Source organism: Streptomyces sp. NPDC020192 (genome assembly GCF_044388685.1).
Taxonomy (GTDB): Bacteria; Actinomycetota; Actinomycetes; order Streptomycetales; family Streptomycetaceae; genus Streptomyces.
The window spans coordinates 1-17,987 of sequence record NZ_JBIRXG010000054.1; the positions used below are offsets into that span (position 1 = coordinate 1).

The 17,987-nt window shown below is 66.0% G+C and carries 13 protein-coding genes; 4 read left to right on the forward strand and 9 right to left on the reverse strand.

Features of this window, described 5'->3' with window-relative positions:
* Positions 1 to 249: 249 nt before the first annotated feature.
* The 5 genes from ACH47Z_RS43945 to ACH47Z_RS43965 form a co-directional block, all read right to left on the reverse strand.
* The gene (locus ACH47Z_RS43945) at positions 250 to 756 is read right to left on the reverse strand and encodes a DUF6624 domain-containing protein (RefSeq protein ID WP_351554946.1); all 507 of its coding nucleotides are present in this window, start codon (positions 754 to 756) and stop codon (positions 250 to 252) included.
* 120 nt (positions 757 to 876) lie between these two features.
* Positions 877 to 1,757, reverse strand: a protein-coding gene (locus ACH47Z_RS43950) for an IS5 family transposase (RefSeq protein WP_399085266.1) whose coding sequence is annotated in 2 segments (ribosomal slippage) — positions 877 to 1,397 and positions 1,397 to 1,757 — 882 coding nt in all. Because the reading frame shifts where the segments join, the coding sequence is not laid out codon by codon here.
* Between the two features lie 228 nt (positions 1,758 to 1,985).
* A complete protein-coding gene (locus tag ACH47Z_RS43955; RefSeq protein ID WP_399085208.1) occupies positions 1,986 to 2,366 on the reverse strand; it encodes a hypothetical protein in 381 nt (126 codons plus the stop codon).
* A gap of 316 nt (positions 2,367 to 2,682) precedes the next feature.
* The gene (locus tag ACH47Z_RS43960) at positions 2,683 to 3,951 is read right to left on the reverse strand and encodes an acyl-CoA thioesterase/BAAT N-terminal domain-containing protein (protein WP_399085211.1); all 1,269 of its coding nucleotides are present in this window, start codon (positions 3,949 to 3,951) and stop codon (positions 2,683 to 2,685) included.
* Positions 3,952 to 4,283: 332 nt separating this feature from the next.
* Complete coding sequence (locus ACH47Z_RS43965) at positions 4,284 to 4,751, reverse strand: DUF6083 domain-containing protein (RefSeq protein WP_399085213.1); 468 nt, start codon at positions 4,749 to 4,751, stop codon at positions 4,284 to 4,286.
* A gap of 280 nt (positions 4,752 to 5,031) precedes the next feature.
* Here ACH47Z_RS43965 and ACH47Z_RS43970 point away from each other — a divergent pair, with 280 nt between their 5' ends.
* Positions 5,032 to 5,442, forward strand: coding sequence for a VOC family protein (locus ACH47Z_RS43970; protein WP_399085216.1), 411 nt, complete (start codon positions 5,032 to 5,034; stop codon positions 5,440 to 5,442).
* A 184-nt stretch (positions 5,443 to 5,626) separates the two neighbouring features.
* On the opposite strand, the gene ACH47Z_RS43975 is transcribed toward ACH47Z_RS43970, so the two are convergent.
* Positions 5,627 to 5,881, reverse strand: a complete 255-nt coding sequence (locus tag ACH47Z_RS43975) for a hypothetical protein (protein WP_399085219.1) — start codon at positions 5,879 to 5,881, stop codon at positions 5,627 to 5,629.
* Between the two features lie 50 nt (positions 5,882 to 5,931).
* Positions 5,932 to 7,167 (reverse strand): IS110 family transposase, encoded by a 1,236-nt coding sequence (locus ACH47Z_RS43980; protein ID WP_399085222.1) that lies wholly within the window; start codon positions 7,165 to 7,167, stop codon positions 5,932 to 5,934.
* A 266-nt stretch (positions 7,168 to 7,433) separates the two neighbouring features.
* On the opposite strand from ACH47Z_RS43980, the gene ACH47Z_RS43985 reads away from it, so the two are divergent.
* The 3 genes from ACH47Z_RS43985 (at position 7,434) to ACH47Z_RS43995 (ending at position 14,350) form a co-directional block, all read left to right on the forward strand.
* Entirely contained in the window at positions 7,434 to 9,032 is a 1,599-nt protein-coding gene (locus tag ACH47Z_RS43985) for an IS1634 family transposase (RefSeq protein ID WP_399085225.1), read from the forward strand.
* Positions 9,033 to 9,632: 600 nt separating this feature from the next.
* Complete coding sequence (locus ACH47Z_RS43990) at positions 9,633 to 10,010, forward strand: CU044_2847 family protein (RefSeq protein WP_399085228.1); 378 nt, start codon at positions 9,633 to 9,635, stop codon at positions 10,008 to 10,010.
* A complete protein-coding gene (locus tag ACH47Z_RS43995) occupies positions 10,007 to 14,350 on the forward strand; it encodes a trypsin-like peptidase domain-containing protein (protein ID WP_399085231.1) in 4,344 nt (1,447 codons plus the stop codon). Before ACH47Z_RS43990 ends, ACH47Z_RS43995 begins: the two co-directional genes overlap by 4 nt.
* 935 nt (positions 14,351 to 15,285) lie before the next feature.
* Here ACH47Z_RS43995 and ACH47Z_RS44000 read toward each other — a convergent pair.
* Complete coding sequence (locus tag ACH47Z_RS44000) at positions 15,286 to 15,594, reverse strand: hypothetical protein (protein WP_399085234.1); 309 nt, start codon at positions 15,592 to 15,594, stop codon at positions 15,286 to 15,288.
* Between the two features lie 210 nt (positions 15,595 to 15,804).
* Positions 15,805 to 17,598, reverse strand: a complete 1,794-nt coding sequence (gene ltrA, locus ACH47Z_RS44005; protein ID WP_399085237.1) for a group II intron reverse transcriptase/maturase — start codon at positions 17,596 to 17,598, stop codon at positions 15,805 to 15,807.
* Positions 17,599 to 17,987 lie beyond the last annotated feature (389 nt).

The following is a 17,987-nucleotide window of genomic DNA, read 5'->3' on the forward strand; positions in this document are numbered from 1 at the left end:
CCGCGGACGTAGTCCCGCATCCGCCACCGCAGATCCGCACGACCGAACCGGCCCGCCACCCGAGCGAAGACGGACTCCAACTCCTCAGCCCAGCCATCGACTTCAGCAATCCCCTCCACGACCGGACAACGAGAAGAACCAGCTCAGGACACGATTTCTGACTGGAGTACTAGGGCCTGTCCGGCGGATCATTGCCCGCGGCAGGTGAGCCCGGGCAGTGATCCACCGGACGCGACCGGGAAGGGGGCGTCAGGCCATGGAGAACTGGGCGACGTACTCGTCGAAGGGCTCGATGCCGACTTCCGCACGAAGTTCGTCCATGCGCTCGGGCTCTTCACAGGGCCACGGAACCGGCGCGCCGTCCTTCACGCCGGCGATCTGAGTTCCGTAGACCTGCTTGCGGCCCTCATTGACCAGCGTGCGGTCGCGCAGGAAGGCCAGCTCGCGCGGGCTGGCCGAGCCTGCGGACACCGCCTGCTGCATCAGCTGGAGGGCGCGACGCTGAACGTCGAGCTGCCGGTCGGCGTGCTGAGCGATGAGCCATGCCGCGCGTGCGGCCTCCTCGCCGACCAGTTCCGCCGTCGGCCAGCCGTACTCGTCCATGATCTCGTTGAGCCGGTCACCGTGCCGGGCGGTCAGCCGCCGCCAGGCCAGCTGCTCGGCGGGCTCGTCGCTGTTCGCGCGGACTGCCAACTGGTGATCGGCCGCAGCCATATCCGTGAGTTCCGCTGTCAGCGCGGCAACGTCGTGCACCACTCTCAACTCCCAGGTCAGATCCGTGCTTTGTGTCCGCCCGCAAGCCTAGAGGTGCAAATCGGATGTAAAGATCATTCCGGAGAACGGTGACAGGCGCCTCACCGCACCGGGATAATGGATCTACCCCCGGAGCCAGAGCCGGATCGCTGCGACGGTCACGGTGCCCTGGAAGACGTAGACACGCTTGTCGAACCTCGTGGCAACGGCCCGGAAGTTCTTGAGGGCGTTGATCGTGCGCTCGACTTCGTTTCTACGCTTGTAGATCGTTTTGTCGAAGCCGGTGGGCCGTCCGCCCTTGCTGCCGCGGCGTTGGCGGTTGGCCCGCTGGTTCTTCGGCTCGGGGATGGTGTGCTTGATCTGCCGTCTGCGCAGGTATTGGCGGTTACGCCGGGAGGAATAGGCCTTGTCGCCGCCGAGGTGGTCAGGTCGGGTGCGGGGGCGTCCGCCGCTGAGCCGGCCGACGCGGATGCGTTCCATCACGGGGATGAGTTGAGGGGCGTCGCCCCACTGGCCTGGGGTGATCAGCAGGGCCAGGGGACGGCGTCCGCCTTCTCCGGCGAGGTGAATCTTGCAGGTGAGGCCGCCCCGGGAGCGTCCGAGTCCCTCGTCGAGGCGGTGCTGCCGGGGCGTGCGTCTTTTCCCGGCACCCGCGGTGGTTTCTTGCATGCTCCGGCGGCGTGCTGGTGGGCCCGGCAGGTGGTGGAGTCCACGCTCACCATGGACCAGTCGATGCGGCCCTGGGCATCCGCGTCAGCCAGGACGGCCGCATAGATCTTGTCCCACGTGCCGTCCGCCGACCAGCGTCTGTGCCTCTCGTACACGGTCTTCCACTTGCCGAACCGCGCAGGCAGATCCCGCCACGGCACCCCAGTCCGGTTCCGGTACAGGATCCCGTTGATGATCCTGCGGTGACTGGCCCAACGCCCACCGCGCAGCCCGGACTTGGGCAGATGCGGCTTGAGCCGGACCCATTCCTCGTTCGTGAGATCCCCTCGCCCCATGGACATGCCAACGCGCCGAAGCGCGAGAAGTCACGTGATCCGCCGGACAGGCCCTAGGCGAACCCTGGCTGCTTTTCACCGTGGTTTCCCGCTGTTCCCTGCTCGATCTGGTGCGCTTGTGGTGCGCTCCGTCGCGGCATCCCGCTGCCTTATTGGTTCCCCGTAGCGGCAGGGACAGGTTCCGTCGGTGCGGGAGCGTCCTGCTCATCAGCCTGCGGCGCGGCGCCTCTATCCTGCGGCGTGGTTCTGCTGCTGGTTGAGCGCTCGCCACGTCTCCGTGGCCGACAGCGTGACGGCTCCGATCCAACCCGGATCGTCAGGGTCGTCCCACACCGCCGGGTCCTGCAGGACCTCGGGGATCTCCGCGCGGGGAATGGGCGGGCCGTATGTCGCGCCGGCCTGTCCGTCTGGTGCGGTCCAATGTTCGAGTCGATGGACGTGTACCCAGCCGCGGTCGACGAGGCTGATGACAATGTGCGGAAGATCGACAGTGTGGCCGTCTTCGTCCTTGCCGCTCGTCGCGTAGGCGAGGATGCCCCACGCCTCGCTGGCGCACAGCATCAGATCGCGCTCGACCGAAGTGAGCGCTGCCCATGGTGAATCAGTCACGCGGAGAGCGTGTTACGTTCGAGACCGCTACGACACATGCGGCAGGCGAGGACATGCGCAACCTCGCCGTCAACATCCACACGTTCATTGCGGGCATCGCCAAGTAGCCGAAAGAGTCTCAAGTCGGTGCGCACCGTCCTTGAAGTGCGGCCAGCACCCGCAATGGCTACCGGCTTGAAGCTGTGGCCTCATCCTTATCAGGTCGATGACGGGCTTCTGCCAACGGCGACCAACGGCTCGCCCGGCTCAGCTGATCGGCCGCTGAGGTCCGGTTTCGACCGCTGCTGTTCGTGCTTGTTGGTGTCAGCTGCTGATGTCAACCGCCGCACGTGGCCTTGACAGGGCTACCCGCTTTGGTCCGCGCACCGTGGCACTCACCCCTGGATGTCGCGAGGAGGGCAAGGACCTTGGGCCAGCCTTGTTCCATCGCGGCAGCGTTGCCGACGCGATTACCGCCCAGGGACGGGTCGACTGTGCCCTCCGGGAGGAAGGGGAAGGTGCCGACGCCGTGTCCGGCGCCAGGGTAGACGAGCGTCTGGTACGGATATCGGTCGTGGATCGCATGCAGCTCGTCGGTGATCGCTTTGACATAGGTCGGTGATGGCCATAGGGCGTCGTCTGCGCCGGCGATCGCCAGCAGTGGTCCGCTGAGGTGATCCAGTGAGATACCGCCCAGGGGAATGGGGTTCCCGTCCTTGGTCCAGGCGTTGCCGCTGCCTGGGATTCCCGGGTTGACGTTGGAAGACGGGGAGTACACGACAACGCCGTGGATCAGATCGGGATAGTCCTCGGCAAGAAGCAGGGCGGGTTCGCTACCTCGGGAGTAGCCCATGGAAATGATGTGTGCGGGGTCGGTGTCAGGCTGGGCAGCCAGCAGTCGGGCGGCGGTGGCGAAGTACTCCAACGGGATGTTTTGCAGTCTGGCGGGCAGGCCGGGTATCGCGAAGTAGCCGAGAGCCAGCGTCGGGTAGCCGTGAGATGCCAGCAGAGCCGCCGCGTACTTCATGCTGCCGATGCCGCCTTCGGATCCACCGAAGGCCAGCACGGCCGGGTGCCGGGGAGTGCCGGGGCGGGGCAGGAACATCTCTCCGACGACCTTGTCATGGGCCAGGGTGAGCGATCGGGCGCTGACTCCTTTGGCCGCCCATTGCCGGGTGAGCGTGCGGCTCGTCAATCGCCGTCCATGCGCTGTCACGGTGATCTGCACGGTGTATGAGGGGGAGAGCTCAGGGTAGTAGGGGTAGAAGTAATCACTGTTCGGATCGCTGGTCGGGGGCCTCATCGACCAGAACAGGCCCATACCGTCGACCGTGTGGTACGTCCCCGACACCGGCCGCGTCGTGGAGAGGTCGACGAGGCCATGGCCGTCCGCGGTGAATGTTGCCTGTCCATGCCACACCTTGCCGTCGTGTGTGGTCGCCGACGAGCCGACAGTGATTTCGTCGTGTGGCTCCAGGCCACTGATCTTCAAGTGAACGGCCTGATCAGCCAGGGCTATCGGCGCATCGACCCCGATGACCGCCTTGCTGCTGGCGCGCGTCCCCGGGGAGCATCCCGCCGCCCCCCAGCCGATCACGACGGCCACGGCCAGGGCCCATCTCCGCAACCGCCGTAACGACACGTTGCCCCCATCACCAGGAATCGACCCACCACACTGATCTTGAAGTGCCCGCCGAGTCAACCCTGGCGAGTGCAACTTGGCGCGCGGACGGCGGAGTCTCAATGGCCTGTTACGCGGCCGGCACGTCAGCGCCCTAGGTTGGAAGATCGCGTATGCGGATGCGGCCTGAGCTGGCGCTTCGCTGACCTGCCGTTTCCTGGTCGGCTCTCCGGTGTTCCCCGCTACTCCCCGCAGCTCGCCGCTCGATCGGGCACGCGGGGGACACGGTCCGGACTCTCCGTCCGCCGCCATGCGGTCTACGGCTCACCCCACTCAGGGACGCACATCATGCTGTGCGCTGGCACGACGGGTTCGCTCGGCAACGGATCGATTCCACGGACCCGTACGGCCACGATATCGACGGGGATGGGGGATCGGGTCGGGAGCGGCATCAAACGCCACCTGAAGGCCTCTGGGACGTCTTTGGCGGGCATTTCCACCATGGCGAGACTGACCCACCGGTCGTAGTTCGTGGGGTATATGCGAATCAAGGCGCCGCATTCGGGGCAAACTGGCGGCTCGATCCAAGTCACGTCATCGGGGTCGGGCTCGGGTCTGGGGGTGGCCGTGGCTCCGTCGGTCTCGGCCATCTCGTTGGCGAGGGTGTTCCAACAGCCCTCGCAGTAGCTCGCCATGAGCCCGATCCGCCCGCGCTCACGTACGGAGCCGCCCGCATCTCCGCAGCGAAGACATACGGGCTGGCCACCCTCCCGTGTCGCCCCCATGTGTTCGAGTGTGAGCGGATCCGACCGGGTCCTAGTAGGTCGCGATTTAGCCTCATTTGGCGATCACATACCGGCCGGCTCGGTGGAACCTCGACGACTGTGCCAAGACTCCGCCGGCCTGCCTTCTCGGTGCGAACTACGGGCGGGGCAGTCGCTGAGGTCATCCGGCCTGGTCACTCGGCCGTCAGCGCTTTGGGACGACTGCCTGCGGTCGGCACGGTTGCTGTACTTCTCTGCGGTACAGCACTCCCCAGTACAGAGTCTCTGAGAAGATCGCGGGATGCTGCGACTTACCGATTTCATTATCGACTGCCCGGACACGATGAAGCTGGCAGCTTTCTACTCCGAGGTGACGGGCCGTCCGATCAAGGAAGGCAGCTCCGCGGACTGGGCTGGCATCCAGTTCGGCGAGATCGAGCTGGCATTCATCCGGGTGGACGACTACCGCGCTCCGCAGTGGCCCGACAGCGAGCACCCCAAGCAGTTCCACCTCGACTTCGAAGTGGACGAGATCGAGTCCGAGCAGCGCCGCGTCCTCGACCTCGGCGCGACGCTAAGGCAGGACTTCATCGGCCCTAACGGCTATGGCTGGCAGGTCTACACCGACCCGATCGGCCACCCCTTCTGCCTGTGCCGCAACAAAGGCGTCATCTGGACCGACCAGGGCCCGATCTGGCCCAAGCGCGACTAATACTCCAGTCAGAAATCGTGTCCTGAGCTGGTTCTTCTTCGGTAGTGGCAGCGCCGGGCGATGGCTTGGTGGTGTCTGCGCCAGTGGGACCAGTTCAGTGTGAAGGCAGACACCTCACGTTGCTATGCCGTCAAGCTCTCGGGATCAGCTCTCCATTCACGGCGTGGTTGTAGAGCCGGCGGTGTCACTCGTTGGCGTGGGGTCCGGGGTCGGTGGTCAGGACGGGGTTTGGGCCGGTCTCGATGAGGTGCAGCAGGGTCCCGGCGACGCCGTAGCAGTCGTCCGGGCCGAAGCAGGAGACCAGCGCTCGGGCTTCCTCGCCCGTGACTGGCTTCGGAATTGCTTCGAGTTGTTCGACGCGCCTGTCGATCTCTTCTTCGCTCGCGTCCCAGTCGGGGAGCGGGCCGTCGGCGACGAACGCCTGCACTTCGGGTCTCATGGGTGAATGATCAGCTTCCATCGCCAGCGTGGGCAGGGTGTCTTCGCTGTTCAGGCTGCCGCCGCCTCTGCCTGCGACGGTGCTGGAAACGCAGCTTGCTCGTCGAAGAGTTCGCGGTGTTGCAGGCAGTGGTAGAGCTGTCCGATCATGCGGTTGAAGAGGTTGCGCTGGGCAGCGGCGTGCCAGTCTCCGTGCTCGCGTCGTCGCCGGTAGTGGGCGTTGGCTCCGGTGGATGTGCGGAGCGAGGAAAAGGCCCAGAGGTAGCCGGCGTGGTTGAGCCGGTCGTTTTTCACCCAACGTCTGGTGATGCTGGACTTCTTGCCGGAGGCCCTGGTGATGGGCGAGGAACCGGCGTATGCCTTCAGGCCGCGGGCGTCGGCGAAGCGGGTGGGGTCGTCCCCGATCTCAGCCAGAATCCGGGCGGCGAGCTGGATGCCGAGCCCGGGGAAGCTCAGCAGGATCTCGGCGTCCGGGTGCTGAGGGAACGCCTCTTCCATCGCCTCGGCAAGCTGGTCGGCGGCGGTGCAAGCGGCATCCAGCTGGAGAAGGAGGGCGAGCATCTGCTTGCCGAGTGTCTCTTCGACCAGCGGCGGCTGGTGGGCCCACTCGGCGCGGAAGACGTCGTGGACGCGGTCGGCTTCGGCCTCGATGCCGCGCTTGCGGCCTGCTCGTCGAAGTGCGGCCTGGAGCTGAGTGCGGGTCAGGCGCGCGGCCCGAGAGGGAGTCGGTGCGGCCTTGAGGAGTTCGCGGGCTTCGGGGCGGCACAGAGCGTTGGCCCAGGTGGCGAAGGCTTCCAGGGCAGCGGGATAGTACTCGCGCAGAAGGGAGCGGAGCTGGTTGGCGAGCTGCTGCCTGTTCCACAGAGAATCTTGCTGGGCACGTGCCAGGACAGTGATCGAGCGTCCGAGGTCGCTGTCCTGCGGCAGCGGCCGATGGGCGTGCATGTCGGTGCGCAGGATGTTCGCGAGCACGAGTGCGTCGCCGGGGTCGGACTTCTTGCGCGAGACCGAGTGGCGGTCGCGGTAGCGGGCCGCGGCCAGCGGGTTGATCGCGAACACTTTCCGTTTTCCGGTCCGCAGCACGGCAACCAGCAGGCCGCGGGAGGTCTCGATCGCCACCGGTATCGGGTTGTCCTCGGTGTCGCCGTACTCTGCGAGCAGCTCCAGCAGCAGTTTGTAGCCGGCCGCGTCGTCGCTGATGTGTCGCTTGGCCACCAACGCTCCAGCGTCGTCGACCAGGGCGACGTCGTGAGTGCGCTCTGCCCAGTCGATTCCACAGTAGATCAAGATTGTCCCTCCCTGACGTGCAGGTGTTTGCGCTGGTCACGAGCGCATGCGGGCCACGCGAGCGACCTAATCCCAGGCATCAACCGCCTTGCGGCTGTGCCTCCACCTCACTAGCCCCGTACTTCGCGGGTCGTTGATTCGTATGGTGTGACCGGTCCGGGAGTGTCCCGGGCCGGTGGTGTGGCGTTGGATCGGGTGTGTCGATGACTTCCCGGTCCCCGCGGCCACGGTCTGAGCGTCAGCGCCTTGAAGTGGTGGTGACGTCCGTGGTGGAGAAGCGTCTGGGCGCTCTGCCTGTCGCTGCCGAGTTTCTGCGCCGGCTGGATGTGGCTGGGATCGTCGATGAGCTGTGCCCGGGCGGGGCGAGCGCCCATCTGACCCATGGGCAGGTCATCGAGGCGCTGGTGGCCAACCGGCTGTCCTCGCCCGCACCGCTGCTGCGGGTTGGGGACTGGGCCAGGTGCTGGGCGGTGGAAGAGGTCTTCGGCATCGAGCCGAACCTGCTCAACGACGATCGTCTGGCCCGGGCGCTGGATGCGGTCGCGCCGAAGCTGGAGCAGCTCGCGGGCACGGTCGGGGCGCGGGCGATCGCCGAGTTCGGTATCGACGTGTCCCGGTTTCATTGGGACATGACGAGTATGTCCGTCTACGGCGCTTACCCGGAGGAGGACCAGGACGCGCAGTACCCGGTCATCGGCCACGGGCATCCCAGAGACCGGCGTTTCGACCTGAAGCAGGTCCAGGCCGGGCTGGCGGTGTCCGCCGACGGCGGCATCCCCGTCCACGCCCGTGTCTTCGGCGGCGGTGCGGCCGAGGTCTCCCAGGTCGTCGGGGCGATGAAGGACCTGCGGAAGATGGCCGGCCGGCCGGACTTCCTGATGGTCGCCGACTCCAAGCTGGTGTCCTACTTGAACATCGCCGCCCTGCTTGAGGCCGGGGTGCCTTTCATCGCCCCGGTCCCCGCCGCTCAGGTCAAGGACGAGGTCTACGCCGCCTTGGACCTGGACCGGGCGGCGGTCGTGGACTGGGTGCCCGAGCGGGACGCCGGCAAAGAACCGGACCAGCGGGAGGTATACCGGGTGCTGGAGGACGTCCACACCCTTGCCGGGCCTCGCAAGAACGACCCGGTCCTGACGGTGCGGCGGATCCTGGTCCACTCCACCGGCAACGCCGCCGGTCAGCAGGCCGCCCGGGCCAAGCGCCTCGCCCGGGCCGGGGAGGATATGGACAAACTCGCCCGCGCGGCGGGCGGTCGGCACTACAAGACCCGCGAGAAGGTCGCCGCCCGTGCCGGGGTGATCGCAGCGAAGCGCCGCGTCGCCTCCTGCTTGCGCTGGGACATCACCGAGGACGAGGCCGGCACCCCCTCGCTCTGCTGGCACTTCGACCAGGGGGTCCTCGACGCCGAGGCCCGGGCCGACGGCTGGTACGCGCTGATCACACCACTGACCGCCGGGCAGGCCGCCCCGCAGGACGTCCTGATCCAGTACAAGGGGCAGGGCGCCGTCGAGCGCCGCTACCACGATTTCAAGGGGCCTCTCGCGGTCGCCCCGGTCTTCGTGCAGCACAATCACCGCGTCGCCGCCCTGATCCAGGTGATCTGCCTGGCCCTGCTGGTGTTCTGCCTGATCGAGCGCCAGGTGAGGCGTGCACTGGGCCCCGAGCAGACGATGATCGGCCTCTACCCGGACAACCGCCGGGCCCGGCCCACCGGCCGGATGATCCTCTACCACCTCGGCGAGCTGACGCTGCGGATCGGCAACGTGACTGATCCGCCCACCGTCCAGATAACCCGCGGCGTCCAACTCCACCTCCTCGACCTGCTCGACACCGACATCGGACAGACCCGCTGGCCACAGACCTGAAACGGTGACCCTCGAAGTCCGGGGCTAGGGGAACGCTGTTGCCCACGCCGTGTACGGCGACGAAGTGAAGGGGGCAGCGGCGGTCTGGTCATAGAAGCCTCGGGATGAGGGGGCGAGGCTGAGGACGACAACGAGGAACGCGCCGACCACCCTCGCACGACCGCCTGCGGACCGGACTCCCGCACGCCGCCGACAGCGGTGTCATGCGAGCGCGCCCCGCCTTCGGTATACACGGAGTGGCTCCCTGTCAGGCAAACGGCCGCCAGCAGGTGTGCGAGTAGTGAGCGCATGGGGTGTTGATCCTGTGGCGGGGTCAGATCTAGGTGTACATGCCCATGCCATACTCAGCTGCGACCAGTTATATGACGTGTCGTCAAATGGCAGGCCAAACAGGGCTGCGACACCTGGAGAGCGGACGCCTCGACAGGACGGGGGATCGGTTGAGCAAACGTGACTCCACGCGCGGGGAGGACAGGCCGTCGCGCACCCAGATTCGGCTACTGGCCACCGCCGGTGCGCGCGGCGCGGTGGTGCTGGCGGCTTCACTGGCCGAGTGCTCATCCTGGTCCGGGCTATGAGGCGAGGGAACGGGGAGAGGACATGAAACACCTGGTCGAAATGCCGATCAACACGGCAAGCGGTCCCACGCAAATCGTGCAAGTGGAGATCGAACACGCACCAGTGGGGCCCGTCAAGGTCTCACGTCCCGGACAAGTCGTGGCTCGCGCGACGCACACTCTGGGCGAGATGCTCGCCGGGATCCGCCCCCTGGCCGAGGGATTCCTCGACGGATTTGCGGGTATGGCCGAGGCTCCCAACGAGATCGGCCTCGAGTTCGGACTCTCGCTCTCGGCGGATGCGAACCTTGTCGTGGCAACCACGGCGGCACAGGCCAACTTCAAGATCACTCTGAACTGGCATCCCACGGCTGAGAGCGTTCCCGCGCCCCAGCCCGGCCCCACGGGGAGTGCCTCGTGACGGAGGCGACTACTCCCGCCATAGGCATTGCAGATCCGGATGCGCTGAATGCCTCCATCGTGCGTATCGTGTGCACCGAGAGCTCTGACGAGTCGGCACTCGATCCGGCAGGTCTAGGCGTCTTGATAGCCGACGATCTAGCGCTGACCTGTGCGCACGTGGTCGGCAGTGCGCTTGGACGCGCGGGCACACCCCTGTCCGACGGGGCGCGGGTCACCCTTGACCTCCCACTCCGACGTGATTCGGGGATTCCGGGTCCGTACGTCACTGCCAGGATCGAGCTCCCGCCTCAAGGGCGCGGGGAGCTCGACCTGGTCTTGCTCCACCTGGACGAGATGCTTCCGCTGGCCAAGCCAGCCTGGATGGTTGAGGCCGGGCCGCAGCACCTGTGGGAGGACTCTGCACGGGTCTTCGGGCTGCCGGACGACCATGCCGACGGCGTCTGGCACGCCGCAGTCCTCCGGGGAAGTCAGGCAGGCGGCCTAGTCCAGGCCGACATGGTCGGCTTTGGGCACCCCGTCTCTGCGGGATTCAGTGGCAGCCCGGTATGGGACCAGGAACTTGGCGGCGTGGTCGGCTTGATGGCCGAAGCCGAAGGAAGCGGCCTCCCAGTCAGCTACATGGTCCCCACGGCCCGAATTCTTGAGGCCTGGCCGCGCCTGCGCGACCTCGCGAAGCCGCTCTCGCCGTTTCGCGGCCTGTCGCCGTTCAAGGAGAGCGACAAAGCAGTCTTCTACGGGCGGGAGGCGGAGGCTTCCCACCTCGCAGGAGACGTGGCCCAGGCTCCATGGACCACCCTGCTCGGCCCATCGGGCTGTGGAAAGTCCTCCCTAGTCATGGCCGGAATCATCCCGAAGCGACGTGCGGCCGGTGACTGTGTCATCGTCATCAAGCCCGAACGCCCGCTGAGCCCACTGCGCGCTCTCGCGGCCGCCCTGGTGCCCCTGCTTGAGCCCGATCTGCCGGTCAGCGACCGGCCCGCTCGCTACAACAGCCTTGTTGCCAATCTCGCCGAGCAAGGGCTTCGCGATCTGGCGCCCCTGGTGCTGGAGCAACAAGACCGCCAGCGACTTCTGGTCGTAGTCGACCAGTTCGAAGAGCTCCTCAAACTCGATGAAGACGACATCGAAGCCTTCGCCCAAGTCCTCTCGCCCAACCAGCTTCCCGAGCGGGTAAGCGTGCTCGCCGTGCTGCGCGCCGACTTCCTGGGCTCTGTGCTCGAACGCCCATCCTTGGCCCCGGTGGCCGAAACGACCATGCAGTTGGACGAGACAGCACTCATCCAGGTGCGCACCCTCGCGCCGATGCGCGCTGAGCAAGTACGGGAAATCATCGCCTTGCCGCTGGAGGAAATCCCCGGCATCGACTACGAGGCCGGCCTCTCCCAGCGTATCCTCGACGACGCCCGTGCGGAGAAAGGCATCCTGCCCCTGCTCGCCTACACACTCGCCGAACTGTGGAAGCTCCAGCACGGCGGACGGCTCACCCACGCCGCCTACGATCACCTCGGCGGCGTGAAGGGCGCGCTGAAGAGCGCCGCTAGCGGCGCTTGGAAAGCGATCGACGATGACGACAAGCCTGCGGCCGAGCACCTGCTGACCCGGCTGGTGTGGATCCCTGACGGCGCTGAACCGCCAACCTGCCGCACCGCGACCCGCGGCGAACTAGGAGAAGCCCCCTGGCGCATCGCCCGCGGGCTCGCGGCAGAGAACCTCCTCATCCTCGACAGCGCAGACGGTTCAACCGACGAAACTGTGAGGCTTGCCCACGACGCTCTGGTCACCGCCTGGGACGAACTCGATCGCCTGGTCGCGAACAACCGCGAGTTCCTCGCCTGGCTCCCAACGCTCCGGAGCGACCTCACTCGCTGGAAGAACGGAGCACAAAGCCCCGATCTGCTGCCTCCGGACAGCGTGATCGACCTTGTCGACGACAAGAATTGGCAACCCTCACTGAGCAAGGAAGAGCGCGAATTCCTCGATCTGGGCCGCGCCCACCACCGCTCCCGGCGCCGCCGACGGCGGACGGTTCTGTCTGGTACAGCGATGATAACGACGCTGGCGTTGGTACTCGGCTTCTTATTCCTGTACACACGGGGACAGGACATGGAGCACTCCGCGGAGGCAAACTCCCGGACGCTTGCGCAGGTCTCCCAGGACGAGTCCGCCTCGGACCCGGCACTCGCTGCAATGCTCGCTGTGGCCGCGTACAAGACTTCACCCACCCGAGAGGCACGCAACCAGGTTCTCCGGGAGTACCTGGCGTACTCAGCCGCATCCCGCGTGATCTCCGGACTGCCCGGCAGCGTTGCGACGTTCGCCACCAGCCGCGACGGAAACGTAGTGTTCGCCGGCACCCCGCTCGGGCGCTCGGTGCTCTTCGTCCACGCTGCCAGCGGCACAGTCGTGAGCGAGCCGATCTCCGCCCGATACGTGGTTTATGCGGTGGTTTCGCCGGACGGCCACAGAGCGGGCTTTGTTGACGATGAGGGAAACGCAGGATGGTTCGACGTCAATGCTGATTCCTCCCAGCCCGCCGGCCCGATACACAAGCTCCCCCGCGTGGCGCAGGCCAATTTCTACTACAATCACCCGGCGGACGCGGCAGCGATTTCCTCTGATGGAAATCTCATGGCCGCTGTTACCGGAGGCGGCACTCTTGCGCTATGGAACCTCAAAACAGGAACGCTAGCCAGGCTGCCCGCGCCTCCGAACACCACCAATAGTATCTGGTTCAGCAGCGACAACCGCTCCCTGCTCGTGAAGACAGATACTTCCAATTTCGCGGCGGGCCTCTCCGCCGTCACGATTGTCACGGGTCAGATACGAACCGTGGTCCCCGCTGCAGAAAACCAGGACTTCCTCATCTCCGGCAACCGTTCGATCGTCGCCGTATGCCTTTACCAGAACAACAGTCCGGACACGCTCAGTCTGCGACGGATTGACGACGGCAGCACCGTCGGCCAGCCATACCACGGCGAGTCGGCCTGCCAGGCAGTCGCCATCGACGCTACTGGGCGCTGGATCGCCGTCAACGAAAAGGGCAGCGGCGGGGTCCACCTGATCGATATGCATCAGAGCAGAGAAACCGGGTTGATCGGAACGCCAGCCGATACGGGCGACTCCTTCTCCGACCAGTTGATCTCAGGTCGCGACGGAAACCTCTATCTCGCCGCGCAAGGCACCACAGACATCACCTACACAAAACTGCCGACAGCAGCCAGTCTAGGACCAGCCCCGGCCGACAATGAAGCACTGACTTCACACGGGAAGTACGTCATCGACGTTTCCCAGGACGGCTCCAAAGTGCAACTGCTCTCCGTGGCGCTAGGCAGCCTCGTGAGTCAGGCGGAGCGACAGAAACCCTACTGGAAACCCGCGTCAAGTGACACCCTCGCTTCCAGCCGCGACGGAAAGCTTCTCGCTGACCGCGAAGGGGCCGACGTCGTTTCGGTCAGGCAGATCCCCTCACTTCGCCAGACTGCCCTGATCACCATCCCGAAGCCTATTTCATGGACATCAGAGACGAACTTTTCTGACTTCTTCGATGCGGACGCCCATCTCGTCACAGTCTTCGGAACCGACGTGCAGGAGTGGGATGCTCACACCGGCCGCATGCTCGCGCAATTCAACGCCACAGCATTCCATCCCCGGAGCGACACAAACGGCGAACCCCAAGTGACCGTGGCCCCCTACAGCGCCGCGAACCAGGTCGTGATCATTGACACCGGCGATCCCCTCCTGCGCGTCGTCGATCTTACAACCGGCCACGTCATCACCTCGCTCAAGACCGACGACGATGTCATAAGCATCCAGTTCGACCCCAGCGGGCAGTACTTTTCCCTGCTCCGCGCGGGCTCGCAGGTCGAACTCTGGCGCCGAGACCCCCTCGCGAAGGAACTCGGCCCACTGCCCAGCCTCACCGGTGCAGGCGGAATCCTCGATGTCTCCGCAGGCAACCCGACAGGACAAGCAGGCCCGTTCGCCGCCGGATTCATCGACAGCGACGGCCACTTCATGATCGGATCCAATGGGACCGTCCACGTCTACAAGGTCGGCGACCGCTCCTACACCGACTACTACGACTTCAGCCTTCCCTCTGGCATAGCCGGCCAAGGTTCCAGTAACCCGTACACTTTCCTCGCAGTCGCCGGCGGCGGTAAGGAGCTTCTCTACAAGGATCCTCAGGGCAACTTGAGTGCCATCGAGCTCAACACCGCCGTCTGGGAACAAAAGCTGTGCAGCGTCATCGGCGACCGCGGCTTCGTGGACGCCGACCGCGCCAGCCTGCCGGCCGGTATCCCTCAGCAACCGGTGTGCCCGGCATCCGGCTCTTCATAGCGACCTCCCCCTGCTCGGCGATTCTGTGGGCGCTGGCCACCGGCGTGGGTCCGTACCACCAGAGTCCCCCGCGGCCTGCCCGGCTCATCAGGCGCGTGTCGCGCACTCCCGGACCGGTCACACCATACGAATCAACGACCCGCGAAGTACGGGACTAGCCGTTCGTGGCACCAGCGCACCCCACGGGCCTCGGTCTGCGCGGGAGCTCGGACGACTCGGGCGTATCAAGAGGTCACCGTGCGGCAGGCTCGCACTACCAAGGCCAACGAGTGATCAAAGGGTGGTGTTGACGCTCGACGGCCCTGGACGTCGCCGCTTCCCAGATCTGCACAGGCGTCCGTCCAGTGCCGACGAGCACCAGCGCCCGTCGACGGTGGTGGCGGCCCCGCTGCACCGCATGTCGCCGCTCTGCCTTGAGACGTCGCACGTCAGGGCCTCTTGGGGCATTCATACGGCGCCCACGCGACCACCACCATGAGCACCAGGACCGCGCACGCTGTCTAAAGCGAGGCGTTGCCCGCCTGGCAGCCACGAGGTGTCGCGGTCCCGACACTCGAACGCTCCTGGAGCTACCGCTCTCTTGGAACGCCTTAACAAGGGATTAGGACCTCCTGGTAGCTCGGCGATTGCGAGTCGACCCGAGCTTCCGGAGGCCCTGTTGTTGCAGTCTTGCGTGAGTGTGTCCGCCGCGTCCAACTCCCGCGTGTCGCTGTGCGATTGCCTCGCGCACCGGTTCGGGAACGCCGCAGAGCGCCCGGACCGCGTCCCGTGCTACGTCTCGGACATGACGGAGGCGGAATGGCAGGTCGTCCGGGCGGCGCTGCCGGTCCCGGCGTGGCTTCAGGGGCGGGGCGGCCGGCCCGAGGGCTACGCCACCGCGTGATGCTGGACGCTGTGCGGTACGTCGTCGACAACGGGCAATGCCGTTGTTTGAGCTACTGAAGTATCGCGGGCGTAAGGGTGATGACCTTTTCCGGGACCCGTCGTGTGCCTCGCCTGACCTGGTCTTTCTTACGCACGATGTACTGCGAGACCGGATGGCGGGTGTAGCGGTCCGCTGCGCGTAGTCGCCGGAGACCGTTGTCGAGCTTGCGCACGACTTTCGTGGCCATCCGCTTCATGAACTGACGCAGACGGCGGGTTGATTGGCCTGCCTGGAGGACGACGCTGCGTCGTGTGTGCTTGAGGACCGTGACGAATGAGATCCGGTCGGGGTCCAGGCCCTCGCCGTCGGCCAGCCGCATGATGAGCCGGTTCAGGCAGTGATGGAGAGTCAGGTGGGCCCAGATCTCCTGTCGTACCAGTTCCGGCGACGCCGACCGCAGTACCTCGGTCTTTCCCCGCTGAAAGGTCTTCAGCTGCCGGTAGGCGGATTCGACCTGTCGGGTAGGTGCGGCGCATTGCTGCGCCGCACCCCCCTCAGAACCGGACGGGCGGCGTTAACCGCATCCGGCTCAAGCAGGCCCTGAAGGCCCACGGGCAGCCAGAATTGCCGGTCCACGGCTACCGCGCCAGCGGTGGCAGTGGACGTGAATCAGTCGGAAGGCGACACGATCGTCCGGCTGGCCTGCGTCCGGGGTGAGGGTGATCGCGTTGCCGCGCACTGCCGTCCGGGTCGCCCGTAGCCACTGCTCCCATTCCTGGGGGCTTTGCGGCTCCTGGTCGGCGTGCAGGAGAAGGCTTCCGCATAGAGGACACCGACCGTGCTGCCCCTGAAGCAGGTGCAACCAGGACGGGCTCAGCGGGGGTTTGTTCCTGCGTCGCCGCGAGGCCCAGTACTCGGTCAGCGCCGGGTCGTCCACGGACGCCCCCTTGATGACCAACTGATGCCTGACGATCTTTGTCCAGGCAAACTTGGCGAGATAGCGGCCGGTCTCCCGGTCACCGAATACCCACCGGTCCTGCCTGGAGGTGTTGAACCGGCCGAAGTACCGGGCTGTCACCCAGCCCCTCGGCTTGTTCGGGTGCGTGTGCCTGGCCCACCTGTAGACCAGCTTCCACACGTGGTTGTCCAGCGAGGTGAACACCTTGCTGGAGACCACGCCCCGATAGTAGGCAGCCCAACCCCGGATGATCGGGTTGAGCTTGGCGATCACCGCTGCCGCGTTCTGTCCCCGAAGGGCCAGCACTTCGGCGGTGAGCCGTGCCCGGATTCGTCGCACGGCCGTCTTGCTCGGCTTGATCAGCAGCTTGCCGTTGAAGCGGCGGACGGTGAACCCCAGGAAGTCACAGCCTTCGTCGAGGTGCGCGATGCGCGTTTTGTCCTCGTTGAAGGCCAGCCCCCTGGGCGCCAGCCACGCGGCGAGCCGTTCCTTGACCTGCTCGGCTTCATCACGGCTGTGACAGAGCACCACCAGGTCGTCGGCGTACCTGATCAAGGTCGGTGAGCCCACTGCCAGTTCACCGGCACGCGGGCCGTTGGGTCGGTAGCGGACTCCGGCGGCCTCTTCCATTCCGTGCAAGGCCACGTTCATCAGCGCGGGGGAGATGACCCCGCCTTGCGGGACCCCCTCCCCGGTCGGGGCGAAGCAGCCGCGGTCGATCACTCCCGCCTTGAGCCACTGCTCGACCAGTCCCCTGGCGGGGAACTGTCCGATGGCGGCCAGTAGGCGGTCATGGTCGATTCGGTCGAACGCCGCTGCCAGGTCCGCGTCAAGAATCCACTGCCGCTTCGGGTCCTTGCCCTTGGCGGCCAGAAAGATCGCTCCGATCGCGTCGTGGCAGCCTCGGCCGGGCCGAAATCCATAGGATCTCGGCTCGAACCGCGCCTCCCACTCAGGCTCCAACGCATTCAGCGACACGGCTTGAAGACACCGGTCGATGATCACGGGAATTCCTAGGCCGCGCTGGCGGCCATCGGCCTTGTCGATGAACACCCGCCTGACGGGCAAGGGCTTCCAGAGGGCCGCCCGGTGCTGCATCCAGTCGGCCAGCTCGGCCTTCCCCTGGGGCAGCAGGACAACCCGCCCATCGACACCTGCCGTCTTGCGGCCAGCGTTGACCTCCGTCACCCGCCGCACGCTCACCAGCGTGTTGGAGCGGGAACGGAGCATCAGTTTCTGGAGATTACGGACCCTTTTGAGGTCCCCTGCCTGTGACGCCGTGAAGATCCGCTGCCTCAGCCGCCGTACTTCCTCCTCCGCGCGCTGCCAGTCGATCGACTGCCAATCGGTGGAGTCGCCCTCCGGTCCGTTCACCACGCCGTCGGCATCCGAAGCGGTTCGCGCCTCGACTGTTCGTATCGTCATGGTGTCCAACTTGTCCTTCGGTTCCGGTGCTGTTGGTCATCGATTCCTCACAGGCCCACCTGGCCCACGTCAGCACCCTTTCGGGTCCGGGCAGTGCCCGTATCCGGCCGGTTGTCCGGGGCGACCAGCGGAGGTGCTGATCATCTGCCGCGGGTTCCCGTTGCCTTTCGGCCACCGGCGTTCACTTCTTGGGCCATCCTGTTCCCGCTGGGGAGTTGGACCTTCCTTACGGTCGGCTGACCGGCGCCTTTCGGCACCGGACCCCAACGGGGTTTCCACGTTCCGCACGAGTGAGACACGACCGGGGTGGGTGCCCCCTAAACTCCGGGACGGCGATGCTCTCCCGGCTGACGTTGGGGATTCAGCCGGCGCCTGCCGCTTCTCAACGG